General features: G+C 72.2%; 19 protein-coding genes. 11 read left to right on the forward strand and 8 right to left on the reverse strand.

The window, feature by feature from the left end:
* Positions 1–37: 37 nt before the first annotated feature.
* A complete protein-coding gene (gene arfA, locus ACSDG8_RS20355; RefSeq protein ID WP_210896818.1) occupies positions 38–1,549 on the reverse strand; it encodes an arabinosylfuranosidase ArfA in 1,512 nt (503 codons plus the stop codon).
* A gap of 151 nt (positions 1,550–1,700) precedes the next feature.
* On the opposite strand from arfA, the gene ACSDG8_RS20360 reads away from it, so the two are divergent.
* A complete protein-coding gene (locus tag ACSDG8_RS20360) occupies positions 1,701–2,708 on the forward strand; it encodes a LacI family DNA-binding transcriptional regulator (RefSeq protein WP_210896816.1) in 1,008 nt (335 codons plus the stop codon).
* Between the two features lie 135 nt (positions 2,709–2,843).
* On the opposite strand, the gene ACSDG8_RS20365 is transcribed toward ACSDG8_RS20360, so the two are convergent.
* The 3 genes from ACSDG8_RS20365 to ACSDG8_RS20375 form a co-directional block, all read right to left on the reverse strand.
* Positions 2,844–3,569: a methyltransferase domain-containing protein gene (locus ACSDG8_RS20365; RefSeq protein ID WP_210896814.1), complete on the reverse strand. Its 726-nt coding sequence runs from the start codon at positions 3,567–3,569 to the stop codon at positions 2,844–2,846.
* Positions 3,570–4,032: 463 nt separating this feature from the next.
* On the reverse strand, positions 4,033–4,350 hold the full coding sequence (locus ACSDG8_RS20370) for a hypothetical protein (RefSeq protein WP_210896812.1): 318 nt from the start codon (positions 4,348–4,350) through the stop codon (positions 4,033–4,035).
* Positions 4,351–4,388: 38 nt separating this feature from the next.
* Entirely contained in the window at positions 4,389–6,026 is a 1,638-nt protein-coding gene (locus ACSDG8_RS20375; RefSeq protein WP_210896810.1) for an ABC-F family ATP-binding cassette domain-containing protein, read from the reverse strand.
* Positions 6,027–6,111: 85 nt separating this feature from the next.
* Between ACSDG8_RS20375 and ACSDG8_RS20380 the strand changes: the two genes are divergently transcribed.
* The 3 genes from ACSDG8_RS20380 (at position 6,112) to ACSDG8_RS20390 (ending at position 7,646) form a co-directional block, all read left to right on the forward strand.
* Positions 6,112–6,882, forward strand: coding sequence for an ROK family protein (locus ACSDG8_RS20380; RefSeq protein ID WP_210896808.1), 771 nt, complete (start codon positions 6,112–6,114; stop codon positions 6,880–6,882).
* 87 nt (positions 6,883–6,969) lie between these two features.
* Positions 6,970–7,332 carry a tetratricopeptide repeat protein gene (locus tag ACSDG8_RS20385; RefSeq protein ID WP_210896806.1) on the forward strand — a complete coding sequence of 121 codons (363 nt, stop codon included), beginning with the start codon at positions 6,970–6,972 and terminating at the stop codon, positions 7,330–7,332.
* 59 nt (positions 7,333–7,391) lie between these two features.
* On the forward strand, positions 7,392–7,646 hold the full coding sequence (locus tag ACSDG8_RS20390) for a Smr/MutS family protein (protein WP_013288724.1): 255 nt from the start codon (positions 7,392–7,394) through the stop codon (positions 7,644–7,646).
* 10 nt (positions 7,647–7,656) lie between these two features.
* Here the strand turns inward: ACSDG8_RS20390 and ACSDG8_RS20395 are convergent, their stop codons facing one another.
* Positions 7,657–8,379, reverse strand: a complete 723-nt coding sequence (locus tag ACSDG8_RS20395) for a hypothetical protein (RefSeq protein WP_210896804.1) — start codon at positions 8,377–8,379, stop codon at positions 7,657–7,659.
* A gap of 87 nt (positions 8,380–8,466) precedes the next feature.
* Here ACSDG8_RS20395 and ACSDG8_RS20400 point away from each other — a divergent pair, with 87 nt between their 5' ends.
* Entirely contained in the window at positions 8,467–8,898 is a 432-nt protein-coding gene (locus tag ACSDG8_RS20400; protein ID WP_307856120.1) for a hypothetical protein, read from the forward strand.
* Between the two features lie 4 nt (positions 8,899–8,902).
* Here the strand turns inward: ACSDG8_RS20400 and ACSDG8_RS20405 are convergent, their stop codons facing one another.
* Both ACSDG8_RS20405 and ACSDG8_RS20410 read right to left on the reverse strand, forming a co-directional pair.
* A complete protein-coding gene (locus tag ACSDG8_RS20405; protein WP_210896802.1) occupies positions 8,903–9,451 on the reverse strand; it encodes a YciI family protein in 549 nt (182 codons plus the stop codon).
* 100 nt (positions 9,452–9,551) lie between these two features.
* Positions 9,552–9,902 carry a winged helix-turn-helix transcriptional regulator gene (locus ACSDG8_RS20410; RefSeq protein WP_210896800.1) on the reverse strand — a complete coding sequence of 117 codons (351 nt, stop codon included), beginning with the start codon at positions 9,900–9,902 and terminating at the stop codon, positions 9,552–9,554.
* A 29-nt stretch (positions 9,903–9,931) separates the two neighbouring features.
* On the opposite strand from ACSDG8_RS20410, the gene ACSDG8_RS20415 reads away from it, so the two are divergent.
* Positions 9,932–10,816, forward strand: a complete 885-nt coding sequence (locus tag ACSDG8_RS20415) for an NAD(P)-dependent oxidoreductase (RefSeq protein ID WP_210896798.1) — start codon at positions 9,932–9,934, stop codon at positions 10,814–10,816.
* 101 nt (positions 10,817–10,917) lie between these two features.
* Here ACSDG8_RS20415 and ACSDG8_RS20420 read toward each other — a convergent pair whose 3' ends face one another.
* The gene (locus tag ACSDG8_RS20420) at positions 10,918–13,296 is read right to left on the reverse strand and encodes a M28 family peptidase (RefSeq protein WP_210896796.1); all 2,379 of its coding nucleotides are present in this window, start codon (positions 13,294–13,296) and stop codon (positions 10,918–10,920) included.
* 311 nt (positions 13,297–13,607) lie between these two features.
* Between ACSDG8_RS20420 and ACSDG8_RS20425 the strand changes: the two genes are divergently transcribed.
* The 5 genes from ACSDG8_RS20425 to ACSDG8_RS20445 all read left to right on the forward strand — a co-directional run bounded on the left by ACSDG8_RS20425 (position 13,608) and on the right by ACSDG8_RS20445 (position 19,058).
* The gene (locus tag ACSDG8_RS20425) at positions 13,608–14,801 is read left to right on the forward strand and encodes a PP2C family protein-serine/threonine phosphatase (protein WP_210896794.1); all 1,194 of its coding nucleotides are present in this window, start codon (positions 13,608–13,610) and stop codon (positions 14,799–14,801) included.
* A gap of 32 nt (positions 14,802–14,833) precedes the next feature.
* A complete protein-coding gene (locus ACSDG8_RS20430) occupies positions 14,834–16,585 on the forward strand; it encodes a sensor histidine kinase (protein WP_210896792.1) in 1,752 nt (583 codons plus the stop codon).
* Positions 16,582–17,034, forward strand: coding sequence for a response regulator (locus ACSDG8_RS20435; RefSeq protein ID WP_210896790.1), 453 nt, complete (start codon positions 16,582–16,584; stop codon positions 17,032–17,034). Before ACSDG8_RS20430 ends, ACSDG8_RS20435 begins: the two co-directional genes overlap by 4 nt.
* The gene (locus ACSDG8_RS20440; protein ID WP_210896788.1) at positions 17,027–17,836 is read left to right on the forward strand and encodes an inositol monophosphatase family protein; all 810 of its coding nucleotides are present in this window, start codon (positions 17,027–17,029) and stop codon (positions 17,834–17,836) included. The genes ACSDG8_RS20435 and ACSDG8_RS20440 overlap by 8 nt, the downstream gene beginning before the upstream one ends.
* A 184-nt stretch (positions 17,837–18,020) precedes the next feature.
* Complete coding sequence (locus ACSDG8_RS20445) at positions 18,021–19,058, forward strand: coiled-coil domain-containing protein (protein WP_210896786.1); 1,038 nt, start codon at positions 18,021–18,023, stop codon at positions 19,056–19,058.
* Positions 19,059–19,103: the final 45 nt, after the last annotated feature.

Here is a 19,103-nt window from a genome sequence, read left to right on the forward strand (position 1 = left end):
GGGTGCTCCTTGGGGGACGGGATGAAGTATTGACTGGTCACGGCGCTGGCACGAAGCGCAGCAGGTTCCAGGAAGTGGCCGGCAGCAGTACGGAGGCACGGCCGCCGTCGATCGTGGGAGTGGTGAGGTCCCGGGGCGTGACCCGCTCCGGGTCCGCTTCGGTGTTCGTGGCGTCCGGTTCGGTTCCGGCCGCCACCGTGGTGTGCGCCTCGGCCCGCAGGCCGGGCAGGCCGCGCAGGTCCAGGTCGAGCGGAAGGTCCTGCGGGCTGCGGTTGACGGCGAAGACGGCCAGCTCGCCGGTCTCCTCGTCGTGCACGGCGACGGTGTCCAGCGCCGGCACGTCGCCGTACCGGCGGGTCTCGTAGGTGGGGCCGGTGGGCTCGGTCCGCAGCACGGTGCCGCGTGCGTACCGGGCGGTCAGGGCGAACGGGTGGAAGATGCTCTGCCGCCAGGCCGGGCCGCCGTTGCGGGTACGGATCGGGGCGATCACGTTGGCGAGCTGCGCCTGGCAGGCCACGCCGACGCGGTCGGCGTGCCGGAGCAGCGTGATCAGCAGGTCGCCGACGACCACCGCGTCGACGGCCGTGTAGTCGTCCTCGATCAGCGCGGGCGCCTCGACCCAGCCGCGCCGGTCCAGGTCGGCCTGGAGGCGGGACTGGTACCAGACGTTCCACTCGTCGAAGGAGACCTTCAGCTTGCGCTTCTGCCGCAGCTTGGCGCCCACGTGGTCGGCGGTGGCGACGACCTCGGTGATGAAGGCGTCCATGTCGACGGCGGAGGCGAGCACGCTGGCCCGGTCGCCGTCGGAGGGGTCGTAGTAGGTGTGGGCGGAGATGTAGTCGACGTGCTCGTAGGTGTGCTCCAGCACGGTGGCCTCCCACGCGGCGAACGTGGGCATGCCCCGGTTGGAGCTTCCGCAGGCGACCAGGCTGATCGACGGGTCGATCATCTTCATGGCGCGCGCGGTCTCGGCGGCGAGGCGGCCGTACTCGTCGGCGGTCTTGTGCCCGACCTGCCACGGCCCGTCCATCTCGTTGCCGAGGCACCACAGCCGCACCCCGTACGGCTGCTCGGCGCCGTGCTTGCGGCGCAGGTCGGACAGTTGGGTGCCGCCCGGGTGGTTGGTGTACTCCAGCAGGTCGAGCGCCTCGGTCACGCCGCGGGTGCCGAGGTTGACGGCCATCATCGGCTCGACCCCGGCCTCGGCGGCCCAGGTCATGAATTCGTCCAGGCCGAACTCGTTGGTCTCGATCGTCTTCCAGGCCAGGTCGAGCCGGCGCGGGCGGTCGCCGACCGGGCCGATGCCGTCCTCCCAGCGGTAGCTGGAGACGAAGTTGCCGCCCGGGTACCGGACGACCGAGACGCCCAGCTCACGGGTCAGGTCCAGCACGTCGCGCCGCAGACCCCGCCGGTCGGCGTTGGGGTGCCCCGGTTCGTACACCCCGCCGTAGACGCAGCGCCCCATGTGCTCGACGAAGGAACCGAAGATCCGGCGGTCCGCTGGCGCGACCCGGAACGCCGGATCGATCGTGAGCTGCGCGTTCGGCACGATGCCAACCTCTTTCTCACTGGTGTTGCCGGTGACCGCGGTCACCCCCCTGTCAGTGGTTTCTACAACGTTGTAAGTGCTCGTGTAAAGAGGTCGTTACATCGTCGTGACGCGGTACAGTGCGGCCAGCGTTCACCGGGAGGACAGTTCAGTGCGGCACAGGCTCAAGGACGTCGCGGAGCGGGCCGGAGTGTCGGTGAAGACCGTCTCCAACGTCGTCAACGGCTACCAACACGTACGCGCCGACACCCGGGCCCGGGTCGAGGAGGCCATCGCCGCGCTCAACTACCGGCCCAACCTGTCGGCCCGCAACCTGCGCAAAGGGCGTACCGGGGTGATCGCCCTGGCCGTGCCCGAGCTCGACATCCCCTACTTCGCCGAGTTGGCCCGGCATGTCGTCACCGCCGCCGCCGACCACGACTGGACGGTGCTCATCGACCAGACCGGCGGCGGCTCCGAGCAGGAGCGCAAGGCCGCCAGCGGCATCGGCGACCACATGATCGACGGCCTGATCCTGAGCCCGCTCGCGCTCACCTCCGACGACCTCGCCGCCCTGCACGGCCTGCCCATGGTGCTGCTCGGCGAACGCGTCGACCACGGCCCCGCCGACCACGTGATGATCGACAATGTGGCCGCCGCCCGGGAGATCACCGCCCACCTGATCGGGCTCGGCCGCCGCCGGATCGCCGCGATCGGTTCCCAGCGGACCCCCGAGGGCGCCAGCGCGCGGCTCCGCCTGGCCGGCTACACCGCCGCGCTGAGCGAGGCCGGCATCGCGTACGACGACCGCCTGGTGGCGCCCGCGCCGGCCTGGCACCGCGCGGACGGCGCCGCCGCCATGCGCAACCTGCTCACCACCGGGGTACGCCCCGACGCCGTCTTCTGCTTCAACGACACGCTCGCGCTCGGCGCGCTGCGCGCCCTGCACGAGGTGGGCCTGCGCGTGCCCGAGGACGTCGCGGTGGCCGGCTTCGACGACATCGAGGACGGCCGCTTCTCAATCCCGACACTGACCACAGTCGCCCCCGACAAGGAGCGCATCGCCCGACTGGCGGTCGAGTTGCTGGCCGGCCGCCTCGGCCCCGACCGCGACTCCCCACCCCGAGAGCTGGTGGCCCCCCACCACGTGGCCCTGAGAGAGTCCGCCCCACCCCGCTGACCGCGCTTGCCTCGCGCCCCTTTCCTTGACCGCGTTGATCATGAAGTTGACGGCGAAGTCGATCTCCAAAAGTGCCGTCAACTTCATGATCAGCGGGGTGGCCGAGGGGTTTCCTTGGGCGCGGGGTTCGGGTGGTCAGTCGAAGAAGCGGGCCAGGTGGGACGCGGGCGGGGGCGGCGCGTCCGGCGGCAGGGGAGTGAGGTCGGCGAAGATCGACGCGCCGTCGCAGCCGACGTGCAGCGGATACCAGCGCGGCGTACCCGGTGGGCGCTGACCGCAGATGCCCTTGAACGTCTGCACGTCCAGCAGGCGTACGTGGGTCGGGTCGGCCACCGCGTTGACGTGCCGCCACCAGGGACTCATCACGTGGAGCACCCCGCCCGGCCGCAGCACCCGGTGGCACTCGTCGAACAGCGGCAGGAAGTCGATCAGGTGCTCCACGATGTGCACCGCGAAGAACACGTCCACCGAGTCGTCGCGCAGCGGCAGCGAGCCGGCGAGGTTGGCGACCGCGTTCACCCCCGGCGCCGGATAGATGTCCAGCCCCAGGTTGCCCGGCCACTGCTTGGTCGCGCCGCAGCCCAGGTCGACCACCACCGGCGCTCGCCCGGCCACGGCGACCCGGCACCAGACCCCGAGTACGCCCGACAGCCGGCCGATCAACTCCCGTACCAGCCGCAACTGCGCCGGGTCGGCGACCGCGCCGGTCAGGTGCGCCACCCCCCGGTCGAAGCGCACCTCGACGGTCGTCCCGCGCAGCCGCTCGTCGTGCCGGACCAGATCGGCCCACGCCTCGGCGAGGAAGTCGTCGGTCTGCCGGAGTCGCTCACCCGAGAGCGCGGTCTGCCCCATCGCCACCATGCGCCACCTCCGGCGGCCCGTTACCCCCATTTCGCCCCAATATGCGCGCCGGGACGGGATGAGGGCGGACCGGGCTGGGTGGGTTGGGGCGCGGGGCGGAGCGCCCTGCCCGTCCCGCCCGCCCGCGCCCCGTCCCCTACGCGGCGTTGATCAAGGAGTTCGTGTCACGCCAACCGCCGCCCGCCGACACAAACTCCTTGATCGCCAGGCGAGGGCTTGGAGCCCCCGCGCCCACCCCGTTGATCAAGGAGTTTGTGTCCTGTTCCGAGGGCGGAATTGACACAAACTCCTTGATCAACGAGGTGTTGGCCGGGGTGGTCTGCACCGATGCCGGGCGCCCGGGTGCGCCCCGGCGATCATGGAGTTGCAGCCCGGACAAAGCTCGGAAAAGGGGCGGGCGGAGGGCCTCAACTGCAAGATCGACGCGCCGGGGCGGGCGGGGCGTGGGTAAGCGCGGGTGGGGTCAGCCGGAGAGGGTTCGGCGGACGGTGCGGGAGGTGCGCATTCGCTGGCGCGGCTGGGTGGCGGCCGTCTTCGGGCGCTTGAGGTGGTAGCGGTGCAGCTCGTTGTTGCCAGGCAGCGACGGGTCCTCGCTCATCGCGACCAGTTCCCAGCCCTGGTCACCGGCCCGGTTCAGGTGGGCCAGCGCGGTGTCGCCGTACGGCGTGACGTCGATCATGGAGCCGTCCGGGCCGTACCAGATGAAGACGACCTCCCACCCGGCGTCGGTGGTGGCGGCCTGGCGGCGGCGGACCAGCAGCGCGTACTCCCACTTGAGCATGCGCTCATTGTGGACCCGCGCGGGCGACTCGGCACGGATCAGTGTTCGGCGATCCTTCCGTCCGCGACACCCAGCCGCCGGTTCACGCTCACCGCGTCGAGCATCCGCCGGTCGTGGGTGACCAGCAGCAGCGTGCCGGGGTAGCTGGCCAGGGCCGATTCGAGCTGTTCGATGGCTGCGAGGTCGAGGTGGTTGGTCGGCTCGTCGAGCACCAGCAGGTTCACGCCGCGGCCCTGGAGCAGGGCCAGCGCGGCCCGGGTCCGCTCGCCGGGGGACAGCGTCGCCGCCGGCCGCAGCACATGCTCGGCGCGCAGCCCGAACTTGGCGAGCAGCGTCCGCACGTCCGCCGGGGCGAGATCGGGTACGGCGGCGCCGAACGCGTCGAGCAGCGGCTGGTCGCCGAGGAACAGTCCCCGGGCCTGGTCGACCTCGCCGACCACCACGCCGGGGCCGAGCGCGGCGTGCCCCTCGTCCAGTGGCAGCCGGCCGAGCAGCGCCGCGAGCAGGGTGCTCTTGCCGGAGCCGTTCGCCCCGGTGATCGCCACCCGGTCGGCCCAGTCGATCTGCAGGTCCACCGGGCCGAGCGTGAAGCCGCCACGGCGTACCACTGCTCCTCGGAGCGAGGCCACGACGGCGCCGGCGCGGGGCGCGGCGGCGATCTCCATGCGCAGCTCCCACTCCTTGCGCGGCTCCTCGACCACCTCCAGGCGCTCGATCAGCCGGGCGGTCTGCTTGGCCTTCGCGGCCTGCTTCTCGGTCGACTCGGCGCGGAACTTGCGCCCGACCTTGTCGTTGTCGGTGGCCTTGCGGCGGGCGTTCTTGACGCCCTTCTCCATCCACGCCCGCTGGGTGCGGGCGCGCGCCTCCAGGTCGGCCTTCGTGTCGGCGAACTCCTCGTACTCCTCGCGGGCGTGCCGGCGCGCCACCTCCCGCTCCTCCAGGTAGGCCGCGTAGCCACCGCCGTAGTGCTTGACCTGCCGCTGGTGCAGATCCAGCTCCACGATTCGGTTCACGGTGCGGGTGAGGAACTCCCGGTCGTGGCTGACCAGCACGGTCCCGGCGCGCAGGCCGGTGACGAAACGTTCCAGCCGGTCCAGCCCGGCCAGGTCCAGGTCGTTCGTGGGCTCGTCGAGCAGGAAGATGTCGTACCGGCTGAGCAGCAGCGACGCGAGCCCGGCGCGGGCGGCCTGCCCGCCGGACAGGCCGGTCATCGGGTGGTCCAGGCCGACGTCGAGACCCAGTTCCGCGGCGACCTGCGCGGCCCGCTCGTCCAGGTCCGCGCCGCCGAGGTCGAGCCAGCGTTCCAAAGCGTTCGCGTACGCGTCGTCGGCGCCCGCCGCCCCGGCGGTGAGCGCCTCGGTGGCGGCGTCCAGCGCGGCCTGCGCGGCGCTCACCCCGGTGCGCCGGGCCAGGAACTCGCGGACCGTCTCGCCGGGCCGGCGCTCCGGCTCCTGCGGCAGGTAGCCGACGGTCGCCGTGGGCGGGCTCAACGCCACCGTGCCCTGCTCGCGTGGGGCCAGGCCGGCGAGGGTACGCAGCAGCGTGGACTTGCCCGCGCCGTTGACCCCGACCAGACCCACCACGTCGCCGGGCGCGACGACCAGGTCGAGGTCTTCGAAGAGGAGGCGGTCACCGTGGCCGGCGGTGAGGTCCTTGGCGATCAACGTGGCGCTCATCAGGGCACCGAGCCTACCGGCGCGCGCATCCGGATTACCGTGACCCGCGCGTGCGGCGGCACCGATCTGAGGGAGACTCACAGCCGTGGTGACCACACTGGCGATCGACTGCGGTGGCGGCGGGATCAAGGCCTCCGTGCTGGACGCCGCCGGGACCATGCGCGCCCGGCCGCTGCGCGTGCCCACGCCGTACCCGCTGCCGCCCGGCCTGTTCGTCAAGACGCTGCTGGATCTCGGCGCCCGCCTGCCCACGGCGGACCGGCTCACCGTCGGCATGCCCGGCATGATCCGGCACGGCGTCGTGGTGGCCACGCCGCACTACGTGACGCGCTCCGGGCCGCGCAGCCGCGTCGACCCCGAGTTGCTGGCTGAGTGGTCCGGGTACGACGCGCGCACCGCGCTGTCCGAGGCGTTCGGCGTACCGGCGCTGGTGCTCAACGACGCCGAGGTGCACGGCGCGGGCGTGGTCGCCGGGGCCGGCTGCGAGCTGGTGCTGACGCTCGGCACCGGGCTGGGCAGCGCGCTGTTCGACGGCGGGGTGCTCGCGCCGCACCTGGAGCTGTCGCACGCGCCGGTGCGGTGGAACACCACCTACGACACGTACGTGGGGGAGCCGGAACGGCGGCGCCTCGGCGACGCGTTCTGGTCCCGGCGGATCCGGCAGGTGGTGGACGGCCTGCGGCCGGTGTTCCGCTGGGACCGGCTGTATCTCGGCGGCGGCAACTCCCGGCTGATCCGGCCCGAGCAGGTGGCCCGGATGGGCGACGACGTGGTGATCGTCCCGAACACTGCCGGAATCGTCGGCGGTGTCCGGGCCTGGGACCTGGTCGGCGGCCGGTACGACCCGACCACCTGATCTTCGCGTTGCAGGAACACTCGCGCTCGCGCCGGTGTTGTGTCAGCGTCGGACCAAGGTCTGGCGCGACACGAGGAGGTGGGTCGAGTGGATCTTCTGGCGGAGTACCGGCGGGCGACCATGTTCTTCGAAGCGGGTGACCCGACCGGAGCGGCCCGGCTGCTCGAACCGATCATCGAGGCCGAGCCGGACAACTCCTCGGTCCGGCAGCTGCTGGCCCGCGCCTACTTCCAGTCGGCCCAGCTCAACCGGGCCGAGGAGCAGTTGCGCGCGCTGGTCGACCGGGACCCGAGCGATCACTACGCGCACCACGTGCTCGGTCGCACGCTGGAGCGGATGAACCGGCACGTGGACGCGCTGCGGCACCTGCGCATCGCTGCAGCGATGTACTCGACGAACACCGACTACGCCACCGCCCTGCGCCGGGTGGAGGGCAAGGTCTCTCGTTGACGGATCACGCGGAAGGGCAGCCCGCCTGGGCTGCCCTTCGGCGTATCTAGGATGGGACCGTGAAGCTCAAGCTCGACCTCCACGACATCTACAACAAGGGCCACGACATCGATCGTGCGCTGCGCGGGATCATGGACGAGGCGGTGGCGAAGAAGGCCACGCTCGTGGAGATCATCCCGGGCAAGGGGTCGGGCGCGCTGAAGAAGAAGGTGCTGCGCTTCCTCGACCAGAAGGACGTGAAGCAGCTCTACCACCGGGTCGAGAAGGACTCGAAGAACTTCGGCCGGCTGTTCGTGCACTTCCGCTGGAAGTAGCCCGGCTCGCTCATGCTCCCCGGTCAGTCGGGGTCAGCACCGTTATGGGGGAGCCGAAGGTGGGTGTTCCGGGACCGTGGCCGGTGTGGATCAGGACCCGGTTGCCGAGCGGAGCGGCCAGGCGCACCACCACCTCACGCTCCTCGGCGTAGTCCAGCCGGATGCCGTCCCCGTCCAGATCGACCTCTACCGGCGTGACGAGCACCGCCGTGTCCGTCTCGAACACCTCGGCGTGGGGGTAGTCGGCGTACTGCCTGGGCGTCCCGGTGAACCGGTAGGTCAGCGTGCGCCCGTCGTCTGCGAGCACGGCTTCCTCGTGATGAACGGCTGCCAGGCCGGATGGCCGCCATGTCATCCGACGCTTCACGTCCGGGTCCATGGCGATGAACGGCCATCGCCGGTCGTCCGGGTACATCATCCACGCCGGGAGTTCGCGTACGCCCCGGTCGGTGGCGAACGGTCCGTGCGCCCGGATGATGCGCGCCAACGGTCGCTGCGCCCCGCTCTGCACGTCCCGGCAGTAGTTGATGGCGTCTGGCGCGATCTCCGGCGGCAGGTCAGCCTCTGAGACGCCCGGGCCATCGAACAACGCTCGCCACTCGGTGTCCGCGTTCAGCCGATCGAGTGCTGCGACGCCCATCTCCGTCAGCACGATCGGGCGCGGCTCGCGGTGGACGGGGAAGTCGTCCCAGAGCGCCAGCGCCTGCCGCGCACGCTCCACATCGATGGGCATGTCGCCAGCCTAGCCACCTGTGGATACTTGTCGGGGTGTCCCAGCCGGCGACCCGCTCCCGCCGCATCGATACCGCTGGAGGTGGCCGTGCGTGATTCGCTTCAGGCCACCGAAGCGGTGCTGCGTCAGGTCATCGGCCGGAACCTCGTCGCGGTCACCGAGGCCCGCCACTGGTCCGGCGGCCGGCGTAGTGGCGACGCGGAGAGCCTGTTGCACTTCTGGCTGCATTTTCAGGGCGTGCCAGTCCTCATGGCCCATGGATCCGGCGAGTTGCTGCGTCTTCAGTTCGCCGAGCCGTACGCCGCCTACGACATGGGGGAATTTGGTGAGACGCGCGTCGGACCGGCGCAGCGTCCTGATCTGCTGGCGCTGCTGCCGGGGCATCGGCTGCTGAACGCCGCGCCCATCCACGGCGGCACGACGCAGCCCGAAGGTCTCCTGCTGCGGTTCGATCATTGCAGCCTGCTCGTCGCATCTCTGGGTGACGAGTGGCTGCTGCGGTTGGCAGACCACGAGTAGCCGGTTACGCCGGGCGCCCGCCGAACACCCAGTTGTGCACCTCCACCTCGGCGTACCGGTCGGCGGCCAGAACGGCGCGTGCCTCGTCCGGCCCGGTCGCCCGCACCAGCGCCGCCGTACCGAGCCACGTCGCGCCGTCGTCGGACAGCAGCGGCCCGTACGCGACCAACTCGTCCTGCCGCTGCGGCAGCACCGGGCCGTCGCCCTGCTCCGGACCGAGGCCGAGCACCAGGTAGCGGTTGCCGCCGGTCCGGCCGCCGGGGAACTCCCACATGGTGCGCCCCAGCATGTTCCGCCACCGGCGCAGCATCACGTCCCGGTACGCGCCGGCCTGGTAGTTCGGCTCGTCGAAGGCGAACGCCCGGGCGGCGGCGGGATCGGGCAGGCTCAGGATGTGCACGCTGCCGGTCGGTGAACCGTCGGCGGCGAGCGTCGGGCCGCGCGCGATCATCTGCTCCGCATACCGGTCCATGTAGGACCAGTGCTCCTCGATCAGCTCCTGACGCAGAGTTGCCGAACCGAGCCGATCGCGGTGGTAGCAGAGGAATTCCATGACCCGAGTCTCGCGGTCGATCAACAGACGTAGCCACTTTTTTGTGGGTACTTGTCGCCGTGCGCGACCGCGACGAACCTGGTTGTGGGTGGAGGCGGCGTCAGGAGGCGGTGCGGGTCGCGGCGAGTTTGTCCAGGCGGCGGTGACCCCAGTCGGAGAGGGGGGCCAGCGCCTCGGCGAGTTCGCGGCCGAACGTAGTAAGCGAGTACTCGGTCTTCAACGGCAGCACCTCGTACGCCTCCCGGTGCACCAGCCCGTCGCTCTCCATCTCGCGTAACGCCTGAGTCAGCACCTTCTCGGTGAGGCCGGGAAGCTCCCGGCGCAGCTCACCGGGGCGGCGCGGGCCGGATTCCAGCAGCCAGAGCAGGGCTGTCTTCCACTTGCCGTCGATCACGGCGATCGCGGCCGTCACTCCACAGACGTTCAGATCCTGGGCCCGACTGCGCGTCATCTGCGTCCCATTCGACAAGAGGAGTCTGCGTGAACACGAATCCCGACAAGTCTGTCACGGTGCTCGGCCTGGGCCCGATGGGTCGCGCGCTGGCCGGCGCCTTCCTGGACGCCGGAGTGCCCACGACGGTCTGGAATCGCACGCCCGGCAGGGATCGCGAGTTGGTCGAGCGGGGCGCGACGAGCGCACCGACCGCCGAGGAGGCGGTCGCCGCGAGCGCGCTGACGGTGGTCTGCGTGGTGAACTACGACGCCTCGGATGCGATCCTGCGCCGCGACGCGGTCGCCGCCGCGCTCCACGGGCGCACCGTCGTCAGCCTGACGGCCGACACCCCGGACCGGGCCCGGGACACCGCAGGTTGGGCGGCCGGACACGGCATCCGATATCTGGACGGCGCGATCATGACGCCGACCACCACCATCGGCACCGCGGACGCGGTGCTCATCTACAGCGGTCCGGCGAGCCTCTACCAGGAGCACCAGCCGGTGCTCGACGCGCTGGGCGGCACCCACACCCACCTCGGCGAGGACATCGGGCGCGTGGCGGCGTACGACATCGCGCTGCTCGACATCTTCTGGACCGCGATGGCGGGTTACGCGCACGCGCTGGCCGTGGCGAAGGCGGAGGCCATCACGGCCCGGGAGCTGGCGCCGTTCGCCACCGGCATCGCGGCGATCCTGCCGCCCATCTTCGAGGAGGGCGCGGCGGAGATGGACACGGGAAACTTCCCCGGCGACGGCAATCCGATCACGTCCGCCGTGTCATCCATGGCCCACATCGTCCACACGTCCGAGGCGCACGGCATCGACGCCGGGGTGATGCGAGCGGCCGAGGGCATGGCCCGTCGCGCCGTCGGACTGGGCCATGGCGCAGACGGGTTCCTGCGGGTCGCCGAGGTCCTGGGGCGGCGCTGACCCACATCCGGTACGCCGAAGTGGCGGTATCCCGGCGTGCGGATACCGCCACTTCGGCGAGGTGGTGTCGATCAAGCGGTGGTGTCGATCAAGCAGACCGCTCAGATTGGGTACGTGCGCGCCACCGCCAGCATCTCCGAGCTGTGCGAGCCGACCACGCCCACACCCGGCGGCCGGGGCCGGAACCCGGGCACTCCGGACAGCCCGTCACTGGCGTCCATGGCCCGCACCGACACGGCCCCGGAGCCGGGAACGAGCGTCAGCGTCACTTCGACGCCCTCCGGCGGCGGGGCGTGGAACACGATCCCGAAGCCCCACTTGCCGTCGCCCGGCTCGACCAGCACGTCCCGCCCGGCCACCGAGGCGGACCGCACTGTCGCGGTGCTGGTGTCGACGTGCAGCGTGAGCAGGCGTACCTGCCGCTGCGGCACCACCCGGAGTCGCAGCACACGCTGGTCACCGGTGCGGGTGTCGGAGAGCACATCCACCTTCGGCGCGGGCAGCGGCGCGGCGGTGGCCGGTCCGCCGCGCAGTTCGGTGGCGCCCAGCCCGGGGAAGTCGTCGGCCACCGAGATCGTGCCGTCGACGTAGCCGTCGGTCCAGGGCTGCGGCTTCTCCTCACGGGTGAGCCAGGTCGCCTTGCCGGTGCCCGCGTCCAGCGCGTACATCAGGTGGGTCGGCACGGGGTGCGCGGCGTCGAAGCGGTCCACCGCGAGGCCGACCCCGGCGAGCACCACCGCCGCCAGCGCGGCGGCCGCGGCGGGCAGCGCGCCCAGCCGGCGTGCGCGCAGCGCGAGCAGGCCGCGCTGGCCGCCGGCCCGGGGGTGCAGCAGGTCCACCACCGGGAGTACGGCGAGGCCGAGCAGCACCGCGACGAGCGCGGCAACAGCGCCCATGCCCATGCCGAGCGCGGGGAACAGCAGCACCACCGGCGGCAGCAGGATCACCACCGCCACCGCGGCGGCGAGCGTCACCGCGACCACCGGCCAGGGTCCGTCGCGCCGGGTGGCGAGCGCCGCGAAACCGGCGAGCGCGCCGGCCAGGGCGGGCAGTGTCGTCAGGTACGCCCCGCCGGGCACCGCCACGGCGAGCAGCACCCCGAACACGGCGAGCCAGGCCAGCCCGCCGAACGCCAGCGCGGCCGGGCCGACCCGGCGGCGCAGCAGCGCGTACCAGCAGAACAGCACCGCGGCGGAGAGCGCCACCACGGCGAGCCGGTACCAGACCGGGCGGTACGGGTCGAGCAGCTCGGCGTACCCGGGGCGGATCGTGGTGATCGCGGCCCAGAGCAGCCACGCGCCGAGCGGCGCCACGACGACCGGCACCAGGGTCAGGCCGAAGCCGGCGGCGAGCGTGCCGGCGGTGGCCCGGCCCCGGCGGCGCAGGAGCCAGCCGAGCGCGCCGACGGCGAGCAGCGCGGCCACTGCGAGCGGCAGTGTCAGCCAGCCGGGGTAGCTCACCAGGCCGCCGAGCACCGGGAAGTAGGTGTCGTCGTGGCCTGCGCGCAGGTCACCCAGGTCGGTGCGGCCGAACTCGCGGGCCAGGCCGAGCGCGTTGTCGCCGTGCATCTGGAGGCTGCCCCGGTCCACCCGGGCCGGCACGTCCAGCGGGGTGTGGTAGATCGCGCCGCCGTCGATGTACGCCGAGTTCAGGCCCACGAATTTGCGGTCCAGGAACGCGGTGAAGTCGGTGTCGTTCGGCAGCGCGCGGTAGATCTCCACCGCGAACGAGGTGCCCACCGGGTGCGGCGCGGCCTTGCCGAACACCTCCACCAGCTTCGCGTTGTTCCGGGACGTCTCGAACATGATCACCGGGCCGGTGGAGCCGCGCGCCTCCAGGTTGAGCACCACGCCGCCGTCGCGGGCGAGCGGGTGGTCGGCGGCGAATCCGGCGGCCCCGCACAGGCACGCCTCCTCCGCGTCGGTGAGCACGAAGACGATGTCGTTTCGGGGACGCGGGCCGGTGGTGAGCGCCCGGGCCACCTCCAGGATCGCGGCGGTGCCGGCCGCGTCGTCGTTGCCGCCCGGCCCGGTCTGCACCGAGTCGTAGTGGGAGACCAGGAACACCTTTCCGGTCGGGTCGGTGCCGGGCAGGCGGGCCACCACGTTGCGGACCCGGGCCAGCGTCGCCCCGCCGGCCGCGCCACTGAGCTGCCCGGCCTCGGGCGCCACCGCGTCCTGCACCTCGGTCTCCAGGCCCAGCCCGCGCAGCGTCCCGACCAGGTGCTCGCGTACCCGGTCGTTGGCGGCGCTGCCTGCTACGTGCGGCTCGGCCGCGATCACCTCGACGTTCCGGTACGCCCGGGCGGCGCTGAACTCGCGCTCGGGCGCGTCCGCCGGTGCCGGCGCGGGGGTGGAGAGGCCGACCAGGACGCCCGCCCCGACGGCGAGCAGCACGACCAGCGAGGCGACGGCGCTGGTCAGCCGGCGGCGGGGCCGGGCGAGCGCCCGGTCGGCGGGGCGGGTGGGGGGTGCGCCCACGGGGACTCCTCGGGGTGGATCAATGGGGTGGGCATCATCCTGCACCCCCGAGAGCTGCGGCGGCAGCCCTCGGTCGGTGCGCTGCGGGCGTGACAGCGCTCCCGGCGTAACATCGTGGGTCGACCGCGCCGCTGTGGAAGTGGACCGGTCGTCCGCTCCGCCGCGCCGGTGTCGGCCGCGTTGTGTGCGACTGTTGTCTGAGTCAGGATCAGCAGGGCATTCGGAAGGAGCCCGACATCACCAGCGAACTCCCGCGACTCGCGGCGGTTACCCGACCGCAGCGGGGTTCCGGCGCGTCGGGCGCCGTCCACGTGCCGTCGGCCGGGGCGGGGCTGCACGGCGGCGTGCCACCGGGTGAGCGGCTACGGGTGCTGCTGGTCGAGGACGACGAAGGCGACGCCTTCCTGGTCGGCGAACTGCTCGCCGAGACCAACTCGATGATCGATCTGCTGGTGGCCACCAGTCTCAGCGAGGCCCGGCAGCGGGTGATGGGCGTCGACTGCGTCCTGCTCGACCTGGGCCTGCCCGACGCGCAGGGCCTGGACGGGCTGCGCCGGGTGCTGGAGATGGCCAGCGGCGCGGCGGTCTGCGTGCTGACCGGCCGCTCCGACGAGCACCTGGGCATCGTCGCGGTCGCCGAAGGGGCCCAGGACTACCTGGTCAAGGGCCAGGTCGACGGGGTCCTGCTGACCCGGGCGCTGCGGTACGCGGTCGAGCGCAAGCGGGCCGACGAGAACGCCCGCCGGCTGCGCGAGGTGGAGCTGCGCCAGGCCGAGTCCGCCCGCCTGGAACGCGGCCTGCTGCCGCAGCCGCTGATGACCACCGACGAGGTGGCGGTGCACACGTTCTACCGGCCCGGCCGGCACGCCGCGCTCATCGGCGGCGACTTCTACGACGTGGTGCAGACCCAGCCGGACCGGATCGACCTGATCGTCGGCGACGTCTGCGGGCACGGCGTGGACGAGGCGGCGCTCGGCGTCGAGCTGCGCGTGGCCTGGCGGGCGCTGGTGCTGGCCGGGGTGCCGGACGACGAGGTGCTGCCCGCGCTGGAGCAGGTGCTGATGAGCGAGCGCCGCCTCCAGGAGATCTTCGCGACGGTGGCCACCACCCGGCTCGACCTGGCGTCGGCGCGGGCCACCGTACGCCTCGCCGGTCACCCGCCGCCGCTGCTGCTCAGCGGCGGCAAGGTCGCGCCGGTGCCGGCCAAGGGCGGGCTGCTGCTGGGCGTACGCCCGCGCCGCCCGATCGCCTTCGACCTGGAGTTCGACACCGACGACTGGTCCCTGCTGATGTACACCGACGGCCTCATCGAGGGCCGGGTGAACGGCGGTGACGAACGGCTCGACGTACCCGGGCTGACCGACCTGCTCGCCGACCCGGCGAACCGGGCGGTGCCGCTGTCCGAGCTGCCCGCCTGGCTGGTGGGGCGGGCCGAGCAGATAAACGGTGGTCCGCTCGCCGACGACGTGGCGATGTTGCTGGTCACGCGGGGCAGCGGCCGGTGAGTGCGAGCGCGAAGGGTAACGGGGAGGAACCGGTGAAGGCGTACCAGCAGGGGTGGACCCTGCGGCGGCGGGTGGGCGCGATGCTCGGCGTGGTCGTGGTGCTGCTGCTCGGGCTGGCCGCCGCGGAGGCGGCGGTCGCCGCGCAGAACCGCCAGAACATCGACGCGGTGCTGCTCAAGACCGGTCCGCTGCGGGTGCAGGCGCAGGAGCTGATGAGCGCGCTGCTCGACCAGGAGACCTCGGTGCGCGGGTACGCGGTGAACGGCGACCGCAGCGACCTGGAGCCGTACCAGGAGGGTGTGCGGCGGGAGCAGAGCCTCGTCACCTCGATCCGGGGACTCTCCGCCGACTACCCGGACGTGCGCCGGACGCTGGACGTGGTGGAGCAGCAGACCGCCCAGTGGCGGAGCCAGGTGGCCGAGCCGGTGATCGCCACCGTCGAGCGGGACGGCGCCGAGGCGGGCCAGGCGCTGATCACTGATGCGACGCGGCAGCAGTTCGACGGCATCCGTTCGTCGGTGAACACGCTCCAGGACGAGATCCTCACCGTCCGGCAGGAGACCGCCGACCGGGTCAACGCGACCAGCAACACGCTCGTGGTGCTGCTCATCATCGCCGCGCTGGTGGTGACGACGGCCGGCGTGGTCATGCTGCTCTCGCTGGACCGGATCCTGATCCGCCCGCTGGCCGCCCTGGTCAGCCAGGTGCGCGAGGTGGCCGACGGCGACTACCGGCACCACATCGAGGGGTCCGGGCCGCCGGAGTTCCGCCGCCTCGCCGAGGACATCGACCAGATGCGGATGAAGATCGCCCGCGAGCTGGACGAGGTACGCGAGGCGCGGGAGCGGATCGAGTGGGTCAACAGCCAGCTGCAGAAGCAGGCCGAGGAGCTGACCCGCTCCAACCGTGACCTGGAGCAGTTCGCCTACGTCGCGTCGCACGACCTGCAGGAGCCGCTGCGCAAGGTGGCCAGCTTCTGCCAGCTCCTCCAGCGGCGCTACGCCGGGCAGCTCGACGAGCGCGCCGACCAGTACATCGCGTTCGCGGTGGACGGCGCGCAGCGTATGCAGAGGCTGATCAACGACCTGTTGGCGTTCTCCCGGATCGGCCGGCTGACCACCGGCTTCACCGAGGTCGACCTGAACAAGGTGATGGGCGACGTGGCGGGGCAGACCGAGGCGGCCGTGCAGTACGCCGACGCGGAGCTGACCTGGGGCGAGATGCCGACCATCCGCGGCGAGGAGCCGCTGCTGACCAACCTGCTGGTCAACCTGGTCAGCAACTCGGTGAAGTTCCGCCGCCCCGACCTGCCGCCGAAGGTGCACGTGTCGGCGCGGCTGGTCGATGACGAGTGGGAGATCAGCTGCCGGGACAACGGCATCGGGATCGAGCCGGAGTTCGCCGACAAGATCTTTGTGATCTTCCAGCGGCTGCACTCGAAGGACGCGTACCCGGGCACCGGCATCGGACTGGCGATCGTCAAGAAGATCGTGGAGTATCACGGCGGCCGGGTCTGGGTGGACACCGAGGCCGGCGAGGGCACCACGATCCGGTTCACGCTGCCCGCGCTGGAGGCGGACATCGAGGCCGCCAAGGCGGCGCAGGCGGCGGCGGACGAGGACACGCAGGACGCGGCGGACGCCGCGGAGCCGGCCGAGGCGCCGGACGCCGAGGGTGACCCGGCGGCCGTCGGGCGGCAGCCGGACGGCGAGGCACGCGAAGAGCCGCCCGCGGAGGCGGACCGACCCGGTACAAACGGTGGCATGAAGGAGACGGTGGGATGACCGCGCCCGCGGACGGCAAGAGCCCGATCGAGGTCCTGCTCGTCGAGGACGATCCGGGCGACGTGCTGATGACCCAGGAGGCGTTCGAGGAGCACAAGCTCCGCAACCGCCTCACCGTCGTCTCCGACGGCGCCGAGGCGCTCGCGTACCTGCGCCGCGAGGGTCAGTACGCGGACGCGGTGACGCCCGACCTGATCCTGCTCGACCTGAACCTGCCCCGGCGCGACGGCCGGGAGGTGCTGAAGGAGATCAAGAAGGACGCGCAGCTCTGCCGCATCCCGGTGGTGGTGCTCACCACCTCGCAGGCCGACGAGGACATCCTGCGCAGCTACCAGCTGCACGCCAACGCCTACGTGACCAAGCCGGTGGACTTCGAGCGCTTCATCTCGGTGGTCCGCCAGATCGACGAGTTCTTCGTCAGCGTGGTCAAGCTGCCTCCGCGTGGCTGACCCGCTGCTGGACGACGTCGGCACGCTGCTGCGGGAGGCGGCGGCCAAGGTCGTCGTGCCGTTGTTCCGCCGGCTCGACGCATCCGACATCTCCGAGAAGGCGCCCGGCGAGGTGGTGACGGTCGCCGACCGCGACGCCGAGGCGCTCATCTCCGAAGGTCTGCGTCAGTTGCTTCCCGGCTCGGTGGTGGTCGGCGAGGAAGCCGTCGCCGAGGACCCGGACCTGCTGCGGCACCTGCGCGGCAGCGGTGACGTCTGGCTCGTCGACCCGGTCGACGGCACCTCCAACTTCGCCGCCGGGCGGCGGCCGTTCGCGCTGATGGCGGCGCTGCTCACCGACGGCGTGCCGGTGGCCTCCTGGGTGTACGACCCGCTGGACGGCACGATGGCGGCGGGCCGGCTCGGCGCGGGCACCCGGCTGGACGGGGCGACGCTGCGGTCGCCGCAGGCGGAGCCGCGGGTGGGCGCGTTGCGGGGCACCGCGGCGACGAAGTTCCTGCCGCCGGACTTCCGCCGCCGCGTGGAGGAGGGCGGACGCCGGATCGGTGAGCTGCTGCCCGGCCAGCACTGCGCCGGCCGCGAATACCTGGACATCCTCACCGGCGCGCAGCAGTTCGTGTTGTTCTGGCGCACCCTGCCGTGGGACCACACGCCCGGCGCGCTGCTGGTGCGCGAGGCCGGCGGCGTGGCCCGCCGGTTCGACGGCACCGACTACCACCCGGCCGACGAGGGCAAGGGACTGCTCGTGGCGGCCAGCCCGGAGGTCTGGGACGAGGTGAGCGCCGCCCTGTTGGGCGGTTGAGCGGCGCTGCGCGACGGCCACGGCACGCTGCGTCGACGTCAGCCGCCGTACGCGGTCGCCGGCCTGGCGAGTCGCGCGTGTTCCGGTATCGTGACCGGCGGTCTCCGCCAGCAGGCCGCCGCCCGGCGCCGGCGGAGACGCCGCTCGGTGTGCGGGGGCCGGCGGTCGACGGAAGGACCAACACGTGCCCAGGACCAGCCCTACCGGCCGGCGCGCCCGGCGGTCGCTGCTCGCCGCGTTCGCCGCGCTGGCCGTGCTTCTCGGCTCCGGCGTGGCCGCCGGACCGGCCGCCGCCGTACCCAGCCCGAACGCCCCGAACGAGGGCGGCAGCAAGCAGTTGCGGGCTGCGCTGGAAGCGGCGGCGAAGGGCCACATCGAGGCCCAGAACAAGCTGGAGAACTCCAAGCGCCGGCAGAAGGCGCTCGACACCCAGCTCAAGGACATCGAGGTACGCCTCGTCGGGCTCACCGCGCAGGCCGGCGAGGTGGCCGCGCAGTCGTACCGGATGGGCCGGCTGACCGCGACGTCGATGCTGCTGGCCAGCGCCGACCCGAACGACTTCCTCAAGCGGGCCGCCGAGCTGGACGTGATGGCCCAGCGGGACAGCAAGCGACTGCGTGAGCTGGCCGACGCGAAGGCCGAGGCGGCCGAGGCGAAGCTCGCCATCGACGCCGAGGTGCGGGAGCAGGCCAAGCAGGTCGCGGTGCAGGCCCGCAAGAAGAAGGACGCCGAGGTGGCGCTGGCGAAGGTCAGCTCCGGCGCCGGGTCCGGGTTCAACGGCACCTCCTCGTCGGCGAAGCCCGCGCCGCGCAACTCGGACGGCTCGTGGCCGTCGGAGTCGTGCTCGGTGGACGACCCGACGCCCGCGTCCGGCTGCATCACGCCGCGCACGCTGCACATGCTCCAGCAGGCCAAGGCGGCCGGTTACAAGCGCTACGCCTCGTGTCACCGCAGCGGTGGCGGCGGCGAGCACCCCAAGGGCCGGGCCTGCGACTTCTCCGCCGCCAGCGGCGGGTTCGAGGACAAGACCGCCACCGGCGGCGACAAGGCGTACGGCGACAGCCTCGCCGCCTGGGCGAAGAACAACGCGAACCGGCTCGGCATCATGTACGTCATCTGGTATCGGCAGATCTGGATGCCGAACACCGGCTGGCGGGCGTACAGCGGCGGCGGCAGCCCGGCCGCGGACCACACAAACCATGTTCACATCTCGATGTATTGACGCGGCCCGCCGTCGGCGCTGCGTACCATCGCCACGGTGAGCAGC

This window comes from Micromonospora sp. LA-10, assembly GCF_051853095.1.
Lineage (GTDB): Bacteria > Actinomycetota > Actinomycetes > Mycobacteriales > Micromonosporaceae > Micromonospora > Micromonospora echinospora_A.

Bases quoted from the DNA above. Each gene is read 5' to 3' on its own strand.
- ACSDG8_RS20365 (WP_210896814.1), bottom strand. From the start codon at position 3,569: ATGGTGGCGATGGGGCAGACCGCGCTCTCGGGTGAGCGACTCCGGCAG.
- ACSDG8_RS20370 (WP_210896812.1), bottom strand. From the start codon at position 4,350: ATGCTCAAGTGGGAGTACGCGCTGCTGGTCCGCCGCCGCCAGGCCGCC.
- ACSDG8_RS20375 (WP_210896810.1), bottom strand. From the start codon at position 6,026: ATGAGCGCCACGTTGATCGCCAAGGACCTCACCGCCGGCCACGGTGAC.
- ACSDG8_RS20395 (WP_210896804.1), bottom strand. From the start codon at position 8,379: ATGCCCATCGATGTGGAGCGTGCGCGGCAGGCGCTGGCGCTCTGGGAC.
- ACSDG8_RS20405 (WP_210896802.1), bottom strand. From the start codon at position 9,451: ATGGAATTCCTCTGCTACCACCGCGATCGGCTCGGTTCGGCAACTCTG.
- ACSDG8_RS20410 (WP_210896800.1), bottom strand. From the start codon at position 9,902: ATGACGCGCAGTCGGGCCCAGGATCTGAACGTCTGTGGAGTGACGGCC.
- ACSDG8_RS20435 (WP_210896790.1), top strand. From the start codon at position 16,582: ATGACCGCGCCCGCGGACGGCAAGAGCCCGATCGAGGTCCTGCTCGTC.